General features: G+C 60.2%; 15 protein-coding genes and 1 pseudogene. 13 read left to right on the top strand and 3 right to left on the bottom strand.

Annotated elements, in window-relative coordinates; genetic code table 11:
• Positions 1 to 114 precede the first annotated feature (114 nt).
• From pcaG to ACN8M7_RS21410, 10 genes are all read left to right on the top strand, one after another.
• Positions 115 to 723, top strand: coding sequence for a protocatechuate 3,4-dioxygenase subunit alpha (pcaG, locus tag ACN8M7_RS21455; RefSeq protein WP_490262115.1), 609 nt, complete (start codon positions 115 to 117; stop codon positions 721 to 723).
• A 183-nt stretch (positions 724 to 906) separates the two neighbouring features.
• The gene (locus ACN8M7_RS21450) at positions 907 to 1,752 is read left to right on the top strand and encodes an IclR family transcriptional regulator (protein ID WP_490262114.1); all 846 of its coding nucleotides are present in this window, start codon (positions 907 to 909) and stop codon (positions 1,750 to 1,752) included.
• A 113-nt stretch (positions 1,753 to 1,865) separates the two neighbouring features.
• Positions 1,866 to 2,717, top strand: coding sequence for a CoA transferase subunit A (locus ACN8M7_RS21445; protein ID WP_490262113.1), 852 nt, complete (start codon positions 1,866 to 1,868; stop codon positions 2,715 to 2,717).
• Positions 2,717 to 3,499 (top strand): CoA-transferase subunit beta, encoded by a 783-nt coding sequence (locus ACN8M7_RS21440; RefSeq protein WP_061240795.1) that lies wholly within the window; start codon positions 2,717 to 2,719, stop codon positions 3,497 to 3,499. The genes ACN8M7_RS21445 and ACN8M7_RS21440 overlap by 1 nt, the downstream gene beginning before the upstream one ends.
• The gene (pcaF, locus tag ACN8M7_RS21435; protein WP_490262112.1) at positions 3,496 to 4,701 is read left to right on the top strand and encodes a 3-oxoadipyl-CoA thiolase; all 1,206 of its coding nucleotides are present in this window, start codon (positions 3,496 to 3,498) and stop codon (positions 4,699 to 4,701) included. Before ACN8M7_RS21440 ends, pcaF begins: the two co-directional genes overlap by 4 nt.
• A 143-nt stretch (positions 4,702 to 4,844) precedes the next feature.
• On the top strand, positions 4,845 to 6,197 hold the full coding sequence (locus tag ACN8M7_RS21430; protein ID WP_490262111.1) for a 3-carboxy-cis,cis-muconate cycloisomerase: 1,353 nt from the start codon (positions 4,845 to 4,847) through the stop codon (positions 6,195 to 6,197).
• Between the two features lie 9 nt (positions 6,198 to 6,206).
• Positions 6,207 to 6,995, top strand: coding sequence for a 3-oxoadipate enol-lactonase (gene pcaD, locus ACN8M7_RS21425; RefSeq protein WP_490262110.1), 789 nt, complete (start codon positions 6,207 to 6,209; stop codon positions 6,993 to 6,995).
• A gap of 93 nt (positions 6,996 to 7,088) precedes the next feature.
• Positions 7,089 to 7,484 carry a 4-carboxymuconolactone decarboxylase gene (pcaC, locus tag ACN8M7_RS21420; RefSeq protein ID WP_061240799.1) on the top strand — a complete coding sequence of 132 codons (396 nt, stop codon included), beginning with the start codon at positions 7,089 to 7,091 and terminating at the stop codon, positions 7,482 to 7,484.
• Positions 7,485 to 7,726: 242 nt separating this feature from the next.
• Positions 7,727 to 8,617 carry a DMT family transporter gene (locus tag ACN8M7_RS21415; RefSeq protein WP_490262109.1) on the top strand — a complete coding sequence of 297 codons (891 nt, stop codon included), beginning with the start codon at positions 7,727 to 7,729 and terminating at the stop codon, positions 8,615 to 8,617.
• Positions 8,618 to 8,941: 324 nt separating this feature from the next.
• Positions 8,942 to 9,544 carry a transposase gene (locus ACN8M7_RS21410; RefSeq protein ID WP_282340258.1) on the top strand — a complete coding sequence of 201 codons (603 nt, stop codon included), beginning with the start codon at positions 8,942 to 8,944 and terminating at the stop codon, positions 9,542 to 9,544.
• 406 nt (positions 9,545 to 9,950) lie between these two features.
• Here ACN8M7_RS21410 and ACN8M7_RS21405 read toward each other — a convergent pair whose 3' ends face one another.
• Positions 9,951 to 11,630, bottom strand: a complete 1,680-nt coding sequence (locus tag ACN8M7_RS21405; protein WP_282340260.1) for a YfjI family protein — start codon at positions 11,628 to 11,630, stop codon at positions 9,951 to 9,953.
• Positions 11,631 to 11,807: 177 nt separating this feature from the next.
• Here ACN8M7_RS21405 and ACN8M7_RS21400 point away from each other — a divergent pair, with 177 nt between their 5' ends.
• Together ACN8M7_RS21400 and ACN8M7_RS21395 are read left to right on the top strand one after the other, a co-directional pair.
• Entirely contained in the window at positions 11,808 to 12,038 is a 231-nt protein-coding gene (locus tag ACN8M7_RS21400) for a helix-turn-helix transcriptional regulator (RefSeq protein WP_033937793.1), read from the top strand.
• 478 nt (positions 12,039 to 12,516) lie between these two features.
• Positions 12,517 to 13,215: an inovirus Gp2 family protein gene (locus ACN8M7_RS21395; RefSeq protein ID WP_282340425.1), complete on the top strand. Its 699-nt coding sequence runs from the start codon at positions 12,517 to 12,519 to the stop codon at positions 13,213 to 13,215.
• Positions 13,216 to 13,218: 3 nt separating this feature from the next.
• Here the strand turns inward: ACN8M7_RS21395 and ACN8M7_RS21390 are convergent, their stop codons facing one another.
• Entirely contained in the window at positions 13,219 to 13,329 is a 111-nt protein-coding gene (locus ACN8M7_RS21390) for a DUF4113 domain-containing protein (protein WP_225850683.1), read from the bottom strand.
• A gap of 156 nt (positions 13,330 to 13,485) precedes the next feature.
• On the opposite strand from ACN8M7_RS21390, the pseudogene ACN8M7_RS21385 reads away from it, so the two are divergent.
• A pseudogene (locus tag ACN8M7_RS21385) lies at positions 13,486 to 13,842 on the top strand (type IIL restriction-modification enzyme MmeI); the annotation flags it as partial.
• Between the two features lie 105 nt (positions 13,843 to 13,947).
• Here the strand turns inward: ACN8M7_RS21385 and ACN8M7_RS21380 are convergent.
• Positions 13,948 to 14,204, bottom strand: a 257-nt coding sequence (locus ACN8M7_RS21380) for an ATP-binding protein (protein ID WP_490262108.1), incomplete at its 5' end; no start/stop codon positions are given.

The following is a 14,204-nucleotide window of genomic DNA, read 5'->3' as shown; positions in this document are numbered from 1 at the left end:
TAAAAACGGCTTCGGAATGCTCATTTACTACTCGTAAACTGCGCTTCCTCAGCCCTTTTTGCCTTGTCTGGTTCTAGCTCGCTAGATCCTGAGCAGGCTCATAGGAGGATGACCATGCCTGTTGAATTGCTGCCGGAAACCCCCTCGCAAACCGCCGGCCCCTACGTGCATATCGGCCTGGCCCTGGCTGCGGCCGGCAACCCGACCCGCGAGCAGGAAATCTGGAATCAGATGGCCAAGGCCGAGGTGCCGGGCGAACACATCGTGCTGCTCGGCCACGTCTATGACGGCAACGGCCACCTGGTGCGCGATGCCTTCCTTGAGCTGTGGCAGGCCGACCATCAGGGCCAGTACGACGAGGATTACGACCAGTCCAAACCCTTCAATGGCTTTGGCCGCACCGCCACCACCTTCGATGCCGGCAGCGAATGGTTCGCTTACACCGTCAAGCCGGGTGTGCTGAATAACGCAGCCGGCGTGCCGATGGCGCCGCATATCAACGTCGCGCTGTTCGCCCGTGGCATCAACATTCACCTCAACACTCGCCTGTATTTCGAGGACGAGGCCGAGGCCAATGCCAAGGATCCGGTACTCAACCTGATCGAGCAGCCGCAGCGCCGCGAGACGCTGATCGCCAGGCGCTGCGAAGTGGACGGCAAGCCGGCCTACCGCTTCGATATCCACATTCAGGGGGACGCCGAGACGGTCTTCTTCGACTTCTGAGTGGTGCACGCAGGCCGCGCGCTTCATCGAGGCGCCCGGCCTGCGGCTCGCTGATGCCCCGCTTACGGATCAACAGCGCCGTGGTTTCAGCCTCACTGGACAGCCGTTTTCTGTGGCTATTTACGATAACCGCACGATGGTTCGATAATCGCCAGATGCTGTCAGCCCAGTCTCGGAGGCCCCATGAGCGAAAACCGTCCGCCGCTTACCAGTCTTGCCCCGCCGCCCTACGTGTCGCCGGCCAAGCGTATCGAGGAGTTCGCCGGCGACCCCAACTTCATGAGTTCCCTGGCTCGTGGTCTGGCGGTGATCAACGCCTTCCAGGAGCGCAAGCGTCACCTGACCATCGCGCAGATCAGCCACCGCACCGAGATACCGCGCGCCGCCGTGCGCCGCTGCCTCTACAGCCTGATGAAGCTGGGCTACGTGACCACCGACGGGCGCACTTACTCGCTGTTGCCCAAGGTGCTGACCCTGGGCCACGCCTACCTGTCTTCGACGCCGCTGGCGGTGTCCGCGCAGCCGTTTCTCGACCGTCTCAGCGAACAGCTGCACGAAGCCTGCAACCTGGCCACGCTGGAAGGTGAACAGGTGCTCTACATCGCCCGTTCGGCGATTCCGCAGCGACTGATCTCGGTGGACCTGAGCGTCGGCAGCCGACTGCCTGCGTACTGCACGTCCATGGGCCGCATCCTCCTCGCCGCACTGGACGATGACCAGCTCCAGGATTACCTGGCCCACGCCGAGCTGCAGGCCAAGACCAGTCGTACCTTGCACACTCCCGACGCACTGTGGGAGTGCCTGCAGCGCGTACGCCAGCAGGGCTGGTGCATCGTCGACCAGGAGCTGGAGCAGGGCCTGCGTTCGCTGGCGGTGCCGGTGTACGACTCGGCCGGCCATGTGCTGGCGGCGATGAACATCAGTACCCACGCCAGTCGCGTGCCCACCGCCGAACTGGAAAAGCGCTTCCTACCGCTGATGCTCAGTGCCAGTCGCGAGTTGAGTGGCCAGTTGTTCCGTCCAGCCTGAAGGTGGAAGTCGTTCGATAATCGCCCGGTATGGCGATTATCGGATTGTTCTTGTTCGGGCCGTTTTCTAAGGTTGCAGTCACCCGGTACCTGCAAACTGACGAGAACACCAAGATGGCCGACATCATCACGCTGCGCGAAGCCATTTCGCGCCATGTTCACGACGGCGATTGCATCGCCCTCGAAGGCTTCACTCACCTGATTCCCACTGCCGCCGCTCATGAACTGATCCGCCAGGGCAAGAAAGACCTGCACCTGGTACGCATGACCCCGGATCTGGTTTACGACCTGCTGATCGGTGCCGGTTGCGCGCGCAAGCTGACCTTCTCCTGGGGCGGCAACCCCGGCGTCGGTTCGCTGCACCGCCTGCGCGATGCGGTCGAGAAGCACTGGCCGCACAAGCTGGAGATCAGCGAGCACAGCCACGCGGCCATGGCCAACGCTTACGTCGCCGGTGCCTCCAACCTGCCGTTCGCCGTGTTGCGCGGCTACCAGGGTTCCGACCTGGTCAAGGTCAACCCGGACATCAAGTTCATCGACTGCCCATTCACCGGCGAGAAGCTGGCGGCCATCCCCAGCGTGCGCCCGGACGTCACCGTGATCCACGCGCAAAAGGCCGACCGCAAGGGCAACGTGCTGATCCAGGGCATCCTCGGCGTGCAGAAGGAAGCCGCCCTGGCGGCCAAGCGCTGCATCGTCACGGTCGAAGAAATCGTCGACGACCTGCAGGCGCCGATGAATGCCTGCGTGCTGCCGACCTGGGCCATCAGCGCGGTGTGCGTGGTGCCTGGCGGCGCCCATCCGTCCTACGCCCATGGCTACTACGAGCGCGACAACCGCTTCTATCAGGATTGGGATCCGATTGCCCGCGACCGCGACACCTTCACTGCCTGGATCGATGAGTACATCCGTGGCACCGAGGATTTTGCGCAGTACCAGGCGAAAGTGAATGGGGAGGCCAAGTGATGAGCGAGTTCAACACCAATGAAATGATGACCGTGGCCGCTGCCCGTCGCCTCGGCAATGGCAGCGTCTGCTTCGTCGGCATCGGCCTGCCATCCAAGGCCGCCAACCTGGCGCGCCTGACCCACGCCCCGGAAGTGGTGCTGATTTATGAGTCCGGCCCGATTGGCGCCAAGCCGAGCGTGTTGCCGCTGTCCATCGGTGATGGCGAGCTGGCCGAAACCGCCGACACCGTGGTGCCGACCGGCGAAATCTTCCGCTACTGGCTGCAGGGCGGGCGCATCGACGTCGGCTTTCTCGGCGCCGCCCAGGTCGACAAGTACGGCAACATCAACACCACCGTGATCGGTGACTATCACAACCCGAAAGTGCGCCTGCCGGGTGCCGGTGGCGCGCCGGAAATCGCAGGCTCAGCGAAGAAGGTGCTGATCATCCTCAAGCAGGGCCATCGCACCTTCGTCGACAAGCTGGCCTTCATCACCTCGGTCGGCCATGGCGAGGGCGGGGATCACCGCAAGCAGCTCGGTCTGCCGGGCGAAGGCCCGGTGGCGATCATCACCGACCTGTGCATCATGGAGCCGGAAGCCGGCACCAACGAGTTCATCGTTACCTCGCTGCATCCGGGCGTAACCCGCGAGCAGGTGATCGAGAACACCGGCTGGCAGATTCGCTTCGCCGACAGCGTGACCACCACCGAGGCGCCAACCGCCGCCGAACTGGCCGCGCTGCGTGACCTGGAGGCCCGCACCGCCAAGGCCCACGGTCAGGCTGGAGGTGAAGAATGAGCCGCGAGGTCTTCATCTGCGACGCCATCCGCACGCCGATTGGCCGCCTCAATGGCGCGCTGTCGGCGGTACGCGCCGATGACCTGGCGGCGATTCCGCTCAAGGCGCTGATCGAGCGTAACCCGCAGGTCGACTGGAGCGCCGTGGACGAAGTGTTCATGGGCTGCGCCAACCAGTCCGGCGAGGACAACCGCAATGTGGCGCGCATGGCGCTGCTGCTCGCCGGCCTGCCGGAAACGGTGCCGGGTGTGACCCTCAATCGCCTGTGCGCCTCGGGCATGGAGGCGGTGGGCGCCGCCTTCCGTGCCATCGCCTCGGGTGAGATGGAGCTGGCCATCGCTGCCGGCGTCGAGTCGATGACCCGCGCGCCTTACGTGATGGGCAAGGCCGACAGCGCCTTCGGCCGTGGCCAGAAGCTGGAAGACACCACCCTGGGCTGGCGCTTCGTCAACCCGTTGATGAAAGCGCAGTACGGCGTCGACCCGATGCCGGTCACCGGTGACAACGTCGCCGAGGACTACGGCGTCAGCCGCGCCGATCAGGACGCCTTCGGCCTGCGCAGCCAGCAGCGTGCGGCTTCAGCTCAGGAGTGCGGTTACTACGCCGAGGAAATCGTCCCGGTGGTGATCAAGAGCAAGAAGGGCGAGATCGTCGTCGACCGTGACGAGCACCCGCGTGCCGACACCACCGCCGAAGGCCTGGCCAAGCTCAAACCGGTCAACGGCGAAGGCAAGACCGTCACTGCCGGCAACGCCTCGGGCCTCAATGACGGCGCCTCGGCGATGATTCTGGCCTCCGCTGAAGCGGTGCAGAAGTACGGCCTCAAGCCGCGCGCCAAGGTGCTGGGTATGGCCAGCGGCGGCGTCGCGCCACGCATCATGGGCGTCGGCCCGGTGCCGGCGGTGCGCAAGCTGCTGGCGCGGCTGAACCTGAGCATCGAGCAGTTCGACGTGATCGAGCTGAATGAAGCCTTCGCCGCCCAAGGCCTGGCCGTGACCCGTGACCTCGATCTGCCGGACGACAGCGCCAAGGTCAATCCGAACGGCGGCGCCATCGCCCTCGGCCACCCGCTGGGCATGAGCGGCAACCGCCTGGTGCTGACCGCCGTGCATCACCTGGAAAAGACCGGCGGCAAACTGGGCCTGGCGACCATGTGCGTGGGTGTGGGGCAGGGCCTGGCACTGGCCATCGAGCGGGTGTGAGGTTCTGAGCCCTGTGGGAGGCGCTTCAGCGGCGACACTTTTAATCGGTCGCGGCTAAAGCCCCTCCCACAGACACCCTCCGTGCGCGGCCCCGCCGGTTGATGCCACACTAGCCGTACATTTTTCCCAGGAGCGTTGCGCGCGTGAGCAACCAACTTTTCGATGCCTACTTCACCGCGCCGGCCATGCGCGCGATCTTCTGCGATGCCGGCCGGGTGCAGGGCATGCTCGACTTCGAGGCCGCCCTGGCGCGGGCCGAGGCGCGCGTGGGGGGGATCCCCGCCGAGGCCGTGGCGCCCATCGAGGCCGCCTGCAAGGCCGAACTCTACGATTACCCGGCGCTGGCCCATGCCATCGCCACGGCGGGCAATTCCGCCATCCCGCTGGTCAAGGCATTGGGCAAGCGCATCGCCGCCGAAAACCCTGAGGCCGAGCGCTACGTACACCTTGGTGCCACCAGCCAGGACGCCATGGACTCCGGCCTGGTGCTGCAACTACGCGCCGCCATCGGCCTGCTGGAAAGCGATCTGGCGACGCTGGCCGATGCCCTGGCGGCGCAGGCCGAACGCCATATCGATACACCGCTGGCCGGGCGCACCTGGCTGCAGCAGGCCACGCCGGTCACCCTCGGCATGAAGCTCGCAGGCGTACTCGGCGCGGTCACCCGTCATCGTCAGCGCCTAAAAGAACTCAAGCCGCGTCTGCTGTGCCTGCAGTTCGGCGGTGCCTCCGGCAGCCTGGCGGCGCTCGGTGACGACGGCTGGGCCGTCAGCGCAGCGCTGGCCCAGGAGCTGGATCTGAAATTGCCCGAGCAACCCTGGCACACCCAGCGTGATCGCCTGGTGGAATTCGCCAGCCTGCTGGGAATGATCGCCGGCAGCCTGGGCAAGCTGGGGCGCGATCTGAGCCTGCTGATGCAGACCGAGGCCGGCGAAGTCTTCGAGCCGTCAGCACCGGGCAAAGGTGGTTCTTCGACCATGCCGCACAAGCGCAACCCGGTCAGCGCCGCCGTGCTGATCGGCGCCGCCACCCGTGCGCCGGGCCTGGTGGCGACCATGCTGAGCGCCATGCCGCAGGAACACGAGCGCAGCCTCGGCCTGTGGCATGCCGAGTGGGAGTGCCTGCCAGAGCTGTGCTGTCTGGTCTCCGGCGCCCTGCAGCAGGCGTTGCTGGTGGTGCCGGGCCTGGAGGTGGATGGCGCACGCATGCGCGCCAACCTGGAGCTGACTCAGGGGCTGCTGCTGGCCGAGGCGGTGAGCATCGCCCTGGCGCAGAAGATTGGCCGAGACGCCGCTCACCACCTGATCGAACAATGCTGCAAACAGGCCGTGCGTGAGGGCGCTCATCTGCGCACCGTGCTCGGCGCCAATGCCGAAGTCATTGGCCAGCTTTCTGCCGCCGAGCTGGATCGTCTGCTCGATGCGGCGCATTACCTGGGCCAGGCTCGCCGTTGGGTCGAGCGGGCCGTTGCCGAGCATAACCAACTTTCGCGTTAGGAGCTGTCCATGCCTGCCGTACGTCTCGCCGATGGCGATCTGAACTACCTGCTCGAAGGCCCGGCCGGTGCGCCGGTGCTGGTGCTGTCCAATTCCCTGGGCACCGACCTGCATATGTGGGATGCGCAGATTGCGGCCTTCACCCAGCACTTCCAGGTGCTGCGCTACGACACCCGTGGCCACGGCGCCTCGCTGGTCAGCGCGGGCCCGTACAGCATCGAGCAGAATGGCCGCGATGTGCTGGCCCTGCTCGATGCGCTGGGCATCGCCAAGGTGCATTTCTGTGGCCTGTCCATGGGCGGGCTGATCGGTCAGTGGCTGGGCATCAACGCGCCCGAGCGTATCGAGCGCCTGGTGCTGTGCAACACCGCCGCCAAGATTGGCACGCCGGAAGTGTGGAATCCGCGCATCGAAACCGTACTGGCCGGAGGCGCGCAGGCCATGCGCGATCTGCGCGATGCGTCGATCTCGCGCTGGTTCACCGCCGACTTCGCCGAGGCCAATCCGGGCAAGGTCGAGCCCATCGTCGGCATGCTGGCGCAGACCTCGCCCGAAGGCTATGCCGCCAACTGCGCGGCGGTGCGCGATGCCGACTATCGCGAACAACTCGGCAGCATCAGCGCGCCGACGCTGATCGTCTGCGGCAGTGGCGACCCGGTCACCACCCCCGAGCATGGCCGCTTCATGCAAGAACGCATCGCTGGCGCCGAGCTGGTGGAGTTCCATGCCGCGCACCTGTCCAATGTGCAGGCCGGTGACGAGTTCAGCCAGCGGGTACTGGTTTTTCTGACGGCCTGATCTGGTAGGAGCGGCTTCAGCCGCGATGCGACTTCGCGGCTAAAACGCAATGCCGCCCAGCCGCTCCTGCAGATCCAATTCGAGGATTGATCGATGGACGAGAAACAACGCTACGAAGCCGGCATGCAGGTGCGTCGCGCGGTGTTGGGTGACGCCCACGTCGACCGCAGCCTGCAGAACCTGACGCCATTCAACGAAGAGTTCCAGGAGATGATCACCCGTCATGCCTGGGGCGATATCTGGACCCGCCCGGGCCTGCCGCGCCATACCCGCAGCCTGGTGACCATCGCCATGCTGATCGGCATGAACCGCGAAGGTGAGCTGAAGCTGCACCTGCGCGCGGCGAAGAACAACGGGGTGAGCCGCGAAGAGATCAAGGAAGTGATCATGCAGAGCGCCATTTATTGCGGCATCCCGGCGGCCAACGCCACTTTCCACCTTGCCGAGGCGCTGTGGGATGAGCTGGGCGTGGAGTCGCTGCAGGACTGAGCCCGCGAGCAATGGAGCGCTGCCCGGACCACGCATCCGGGCGGCGCTTTTTTACCTGGCAAGATGGGCAAGTTACACGGCTTCGGCGCAAACCTTATGCCGCATGCCGAGCGCGCTCAGTTATCTTGAGCCACGGCCTGACTTATTGGTCAGCGTGCGCCGGTCGGCGATAGGCGTCGGTACTCCACGCCTGTATAGTTGCTTACCTTGCTATCTTTCAAGGCACATCCTTCAGGTATTCCATGAGCATCATTCCATTGTCCGGCACCAGTCACCCGCTCAAGGGGATTGGTCTGATGGTAATGGCGACCTTCATGTTCGCCAGTCACGATGCCATGTCCAAGTACCTGTCGGGCTTCTATCCGATCATCCTCATCGTCTGGGCGCGCTATCTGGTGCACACGCTGCTGATGGCCGGCATCTTCCTGCCGCAATCGGGTTTGCGAGTGTTGCGCACCAAACGGCCTGGTTTGCAGGTGTTACGGGCGCTGTGCCTGCTCGGCGTCAGCCTGTTGTTCACCACCGGCTTGATGTTCATACCGTTGGCCGAGGCAACCTCGGTGATCTTTCTCGCGCCCTTGCTGGTCACGGCGCTTTCGGTGCCACTGCTCGGCGAACGCGTCAGCCGGGGGCAGTGGGCGGCGGTGATCATCGGCTTCGTCGGTGTGCTGATCATCGTGCATCCGGGGGGCAACCTGTTCACCCCGGCGGTGCTTTTGCCGCTCTGCGCCGCCCTGTGTTTCAGCTTCTACCAGATTCTGACCCGGCGCCTGAGTGAAGTGGACAGTGCGACCACCAGCAACTTCTTCGCCGGCCTGGTCAATACGCTGGTGATGAGCCTGCTGGTGCCGTTCTTCTGGCATGTGCCCAGCTTCACCCACGGGCTGATGATGCTGGCTCTGGGCGGCTGTGGCATGGCCGCGCACCTGTTGCTGACCCACGCCTTTCGCTACGCGGCCCCCGCCTTGCTGGCGCCGTTCGGGTACGTGCAGATCATCTTCGCCGGCCTGCTCGGTCTGCTGGTGTTCGGGCATACGCCGGATGCCACCGTGCTGATCGGCATTCTGATCATCTGCCTCAGCGGTCTGGCGGCAGCCTGGCAGAGCCGCCGCCACTCACGCAAAAAAGCCTGAGTCAGCTGCATTCGCGCACTTTGCGCCACCACCGCGCAGGGTGCGCCCGCTCATGAGTTCGCTCAGCCGCCGTCCTTGCACATCAGCCTGGGGGCGGGCCGCCTGAGGCGAGACCAGACTTGGCCGGGGCGCAGGCAATAAAAAAGCCGGCTTGTGGCCGGTATTCTTATTAAATATGCTTTTGATTTTAAAGTAATTTATTTCTGCTTGCTGTTGGGACCCACACTTTGACCCACACTGATGCGGGTCGCTGCCCTAGGGAAGGTCTGAAAAAGACTTCCTGATTTGGCAAAATCCCCCGACTTCACCTCGCCGAGTTTTCCCATGAAGCAGATGACCTTCGCCGACGCCGAGTACGCAGGCAAGCGCAAGCAGACCCGCAAAGAGCTGTTCCTGATCGAGATGGATCGAGTGGTGCCGTGGAAGGGTTTGATTGCGTTGATCGAGCCGCACTACCCGAAGGGTGAAGGCGGCCGTCCGGCCTATCCGTTGATGGCGATGCTGCGAGTACATCTGATGCAGAACTGGTTTGGCTACAGCGATCCGGCGATGGAAGAGGCGTTGTACGAGACGACCATCCTGCGCCAGTTTGCGGGCTTGAGCCTGGAGCGTACCGGCGTCGACAAACGTCCGGAGCACGCCGACCGGAAGGTCGTCTGGCAGATTGCCGCCCGTCGCAGCACCTACAAGAAGCTGGGCAAGCGCAGCGTGCTGTACAAGGCCAAGCGCAGGATCGAACAAGCCAAAGCTCAGGTGCGCGCGAAGGTCGAACATCCGTTTCGAGTGATCAAACGCCAGTTCGGCTATGTGAAGACGCGCTTCCGTGGTCTGGCGAAAAACACCGCTCAGTTGGTGACACTGTTCGCGCTGTCGAACCTGTGGATGGCGCGAAGACATTTGATGAGTGCAGGAGAGGTGCGCCTGTAATGCGGGGAATAGCCGCCGCGAGAAGCTCGCAGCGGCTAAAAACCAAGAAATGAGCGGGTGATCGGGCGGGTTTTGATCGATTTGCCGCTTTCAAAATCGGCAAGGGCTGAAGTCGGTCAAAAACAGGCGGCTTTTTCAGACCTTCCCTAGTGGGCTCAGATGTTCCTATGGCTTATCATTTTACACTTCGCTTCGACTGCCCTGATTGCCTCTTGGATCTCGCGCATTGGCTTCTCGGCATTCCTGTTAGCTTCAGACTCCTTCTCAGAGAAAAACTCGGGTGCCTGTTCGTTAAATCCGGGTCTTCGCTCAGGTGTCTTATGGTTTTTATAATATGTTATAACGTAGCGTTAATTGTGTTCCAAAAAATCTTTCCCTTGGAATGGGTTGTCTTGGAATTAGTTTTTTAACTAATTTTGATGCGATAGCCCGATGTATGGTGAGGCGAGTTATTTTCTTGAACAAATTCCTGCTCGCAAAATAGCGGTAGCTCCTTGATTGTAATGATTTGGCCATTTTTTAGTTCAGGCTCTCCGGTGCTAAGAAGGATTGATTCTCTGAACCTGAAGTGACTTCTCTCCCTTTTGACGTGCCCCAGCTTGATAAGTAGATCTATTGCTGAATATAGTCGCTCAGAATTAGCGCGACCTCTTAGTACGCTTGGCCCAGACTGTTTAACTTGGGATAGTGTGAAAATAGTTTCCACGCCGATTATCAGATCACCTGGTTGCACTGGTCTAGCTTTGATTCGGTTAGGGTCCGATTTTCGATTGCTTTCAGTTTCGGGGTCTGGTGAGTGAAGGTCGCGCTTGTAAGCGGTTTTAAGCAAGAAGTGCGCAAGGAGGTTTGTGTCTGTGACGATTTGCGGTTCGTTGGCTAGGTGCTCAATAAAGTGCTTTGAACAGTTTTGGGTAAAAGACCAGCAAAACTTTAATGTGAAGATATCTATTTCTATATCGCTATTGTATTTTCGTTCGAAAGTATGCAATGTGGCTGCTAGTCGGCTAGTGTTTTCTAGTAGCTTTGAGGCGTGATCTTTGAGGTAATAATATAATCCGTTTTCCTGCATCTGCTTTTCAAGGTATTGGTTGCACATAAACCAGAAGTCTTTTGCCTGTTCTGAGAATTGCAGTACTTGTCTTTCTGATGATGATTCTGAAGTCAAAAGTTCTTGGATGCGGGTATTGAAGGCTTTCTTACGAGATAGCTTGGATAGTTTTTGGTTTGTTCGGTGCCCAGCCATTGTGCGAGGCTTTACGACTAAGAATCGAGCTAAAAATCCAGTTCCTCTAGCCTCTTCGCCGCGCTTGCTCATGAATCGATTAATTACATTCGGCTGAGCCATTAATGAAAGAGTAAGGCGAGCATTCTGTAGGACAAAACTATCCCTTGATATTCGGTCAACCTTCACGCTGCCGCCGTCCCACAGCGTGTTGAGTTTGTCCAGTTCTCCTAAGGCTTTCCCGCTAAAAATACTGCTTGCTTCGCTCGTTAATAAGCAGCCATGTGGAATATTCTCGTAGAGCATCTGTACGAGAGCCTGTGGGGTTGTGTCTTCGTACAAAAACTTTCCAGATCGAACTGGTTGTGGTTCAGCTCTGAGGTGCTCAGCTACTGCCTCTAAAGCTGCATGTGTAGCAGCCTCATCCCCTTGGGTCGCGCATTTGTTAAATGCACGCTCTAGGTGCTTTTTTTGTGTGATCCACAGCTGATGATCAACTTTTTGCTGAAGTAAGGCGGCTTCATTTGTGCGATGTGCGACATCATTTAGATTGGTGATGGCCTCAAAAAAATAGTTCTGTGTAACTGTTTTTCGCTCCCCAGACTCCGCAATGGTTAGGAGCATCAATGAGGTTGGCACTCTATGTCCGGTTGGCATTTCTACGTCAACGAGGCCTTGGCAGGCCGTGGCAATGGCACCTAGGGCGCACATCATCGCCATTTCACGAGAGACTTGATGCTCTCGCGCTGATTCCCCCACTGCGGCCTCAAAGAGGCTGTGCTCGCTAAAGTGGGGCCAACCTTGTTCGTCCATTGATGGGTTAGGGCTAGTCCAGGGTTGGTTTTTTTCAATTTCCTCAATCATCTTAAAACCTGCTATTTCTGCTATTAATCGCAAAAATAGCAGGTTTTTCTAATTACAAGCTGTGGATATTTTCAAAGCCACGAGTCTGTGAGCGGCATGCACCTGGTTCAGGAGAGGCGTATTGCGGTCTTTTTTTACCGTCTCAGCACATCTTCTGAGCCACAGAGGAGCCTGCTCATGCGAATTTTCCGCTTACAAGACGTGATCACTGCCACTGGCCTGTCTCGGTCGACCCTGTACAAGTACATCTCGGAAGGCACCTTCCCGAAACCGGTATCGTTGGGCGACCGCTGCGTCGGCTGGGTCGATAGCGAGGTGCACGACTGGATCCTGGCCAGGATTGAGGAACGTGACCAAGCCGAGGGGGCTGCTACGCGCCCGATTGGCCATCTGAGTATGGCCAGCTAGAACCGCCACCTGCGCCATGATCGGCTTCGGCTGGTCATGGCGCTTATGCCGCCGTTCATTGACTGGCTGTGCGGCCTCGCATGGCAAGTCGTGGCGGTATCGCTCCCGCCGCCCCGACAGCCTCTTCGATATCTGGCTCAGGCCTCTTCGGCTTGATTTATTTCCGAAATCCGAACTCGGTAAAAATTGCCGCTATGGCGGGACGATTGAGGTGGCTTTACCCGAGCTGCTCGGAGAAGGAAATTGCGGTGCGGGTATTATGCTTTTACTAGCCATTACCACCCGAAGGGTTCACGCCTAACCGAGTAGCAACCTTTACTGACCTACACAGGGAGTCGGACACTGATCCACCACCTGAGAGGCCATCACTACAGCGTATCCAGAGAGACCAACCAACGGATCAGGCGAGGACAGGTAACGGTTAAAAAGTACACAGCAGGCACTGGTTATGAAACTCAACCAACGAGAGGTCATAACCATGCTCAACGATACCGAACCCACCCAGCGCTACCCACTCCGTCATCCTGATAATCCCAACCTCCATCTGCACTACGGGGATACCTTCGAGGGCTTTCCCATACAGATCGAAGTAGGCCCCTTTATTCGGGAATACCTGTCTGATCTCAAGCGCACCGTCGATCTGGCACTAGCTGAGTATCCGAGGGTCTTGGCCTACAGGGTGGATCTCCGTTTGCCTCAGGGTGTCGAGCTACCCGACTTCGCCTATACAAACCAGGTCATCAGCCGGTTCTTCGAATCGTTTACGAAGAGGATTCAGTACCACCAGGAGCGAGTGGCTGAGCGTGGGTACTCGCGTGGTTGCAAAGTCCGGTACGTCTGGTCGAGAGAGATCGGCCAGGCCGGTCGGCAGCATTATCACCTGCTGATACTGTTGAACCGCGATGCCTACTACGGCATTGGGCGTCTTGGGTCAGAACGGGTGAACATGATCAGCCGTATAGAAGAGTCCTGGGCACGTGCGCTGGGACAACATGTCGACTGCGTCAGGGGGCTGGTGCACATCCCGAAGAATGCTGAGTATCGAATCGATCGAGTAAAGCGTCGAGACAAGGGCGATGAGCTGGATGATCTGTTCAAACGAGCCAGCTACCTGTGTAAGAAAGCGACCAAGTCCTACGGGGATCGTCAGCGAGGATTCGGCACTAGCCGAGGGTAGTGGCTAGTTCGCCTTTGCGACCATTAACTCAGACCAGCGAGTGGTGTAGGCGGGGGATAGCAGCTTTCTTCGCATAGCCCACTCGACTGGCTTGGCGATGCGTCCTGGCTGCAGCGTTCCACGTCCTCAGCAGTTTTTGATAGCTTCCATGGGGCACAGGATCATTTTCACATGCCAATGCTCGTTCCTTTATCATCCATGCACTTTGCATGGATGGTGGGCCTAGAGGCCCCCTTGCCGCCTTGGCAGCAGTGATCGGAACAGCCTTATATGAACGCCGTAGAAATCGAACAAGCCATCACCGACCTGGCCAGCCAGCCGTTTGACCGGGTCGAGTTCCCTTATGCCTTCCTGCAGGCTTTCGGTAATAAGGAAACCACCCTCAAGCGCCTGCGTTCGGGTGCAACCAATAAGTCCGATCTGGGCGGCGTACTGCAGACCAGCAATATCCATTTGGCTGTGTGTGAGCCAGGCAAGGTCACCGAAACCCTGGCGGCACTGAAGGCCAGCCCCGCGACGGCCCGTGCCAAGGCTAAATATGTGCTCGCTACCGATGGCGAGACGCTGGAAGCTGAGGAGCTGGAAAGCGGCGAGACGGTCGCCTGCGACTACCCGCAGTTTCCTGACTGTCTGGATGGCGAATGCAATCTGCGCTCAGTCGAGTTGCACCTGCACCCACCCTGTCAAGTTGGGCTAGCGGTTAGCTGTAGCCTACTTACCGCCAGACCGGCATTATCTGGGATGGGGCAATTCGATGTGAAAGCCCGTGAGGCTAGCCGCTGAGGTGCACCAGATGCGGCCTTTGTGAGCCTCAATGATGGATCGGGTGATTGCAAGCCCGAGCCCGGCGTTGCTCGGGCTGCCCTCCCGCCGAGCGGGGTCAACCCGGTAAAAACGGTCGAAGAGCTTCTCTAGATGCTCTGAGCTGATTGTGTCCCCTGGGTTCTCGATACTGAAGGTAGTGGAGTCCTCTGTCTCGCGGATCAGAA

This window comes from Pseudomonas spartinae (assembly GCF_965197125.1).
In the GTDB taxonomy this organism is placed as follows: Bacteria; Pseudomonadota; Gammaproteobacteria; order Pseudomonadales; family Pseudomonadaceae; genus Aquipseudomonas; species Aquipseudomonas composti_A.
Note: the sequence above shows the minus strand (reverse complement) of the source record. Positions and strands in the feature narration are given on the sequence as shown.

Coding starts and splice junctions, on each gene's coding strand:
- pcaD (WP_490262110.1), top strand. CDS start 6,207: ATGCCTGCCGTACGTCTCGCCGATGGCGATCTGAACTACCTGCTCGAA.
- ACN8M7_RS21400 (WP_033937793.1), top strand. CDS start 11,808: ATGCGAATTTTCCGCTTACAAGACGTGATCACTGCCACTGGCCTGTCT.
- ACN8M7_RS21440 (WP_061240795.1), top strand. CDS start 2,717: ATGAGCGAGTTCAACACCAATGAAATGATGACCGTGGCCGCTGCCCGT.
- pcaG (WP_490262115.1), top strand. CDS start 115: ATGCCTGTTGAATTGCTGCCGGAAACCCCCTCGCAAACCGCCGGCCCC.
- ACN8M7_RS21415 (WP_490262109.1), top strand. CDS start 7,727: ATGAGCATCATTCCATTGTCCGGCACCAGTCACCCGCTCAAGGGGATT.
- ACN8M7_RS21395 (WP_282340425.1), top strand. CDS start 12,517: ATGCTCAACGATACCGAACCCACCCAGCGCTACCCACTCCGTCATCCT.
- pcaC (WP_061240799.1), top strand. CDS start 7,089: ATGGACGAGAAACAACGCTACGAAGCCGGCATGCAGGTGCGTCGCGCG.
- ACN8M7_RS21450 (WP_490262114.1), top strand. CDS start 907: ATGAGCGAAAACCGTCCGCCGCTTACCAGTCTTGCCCCGCCGCCCTAC.
- ACN8M7_RS21405 (WP_282340260.1), bottom strand. CDS start 11,630: ATGATTGAGGAAATTGAAAAAAACCAACCCTGGACTAGCCCTAACCCA.
- ACN8M7_RS21410 (WP_282340258.1), top strand. CDS start 8,942: ATGAAGCAGATGACCTTCGCCGACGCCGAGTACGCAGGCAAGCGCAAG.
- pcaF (WP_490262112.1), top strand. CDS start 3,496: ATGAGCCGCGAGGTCTTCATCTGCGACGCCATCCGCACGCCGATTGGC.
- ACN8M7_RS21445 (WP_490262113.1), top strand. CDS start 1,866: ATGGCCGACATCATCACGCTGCGCGAAGCCATTTCGCGCCATGTTCAC.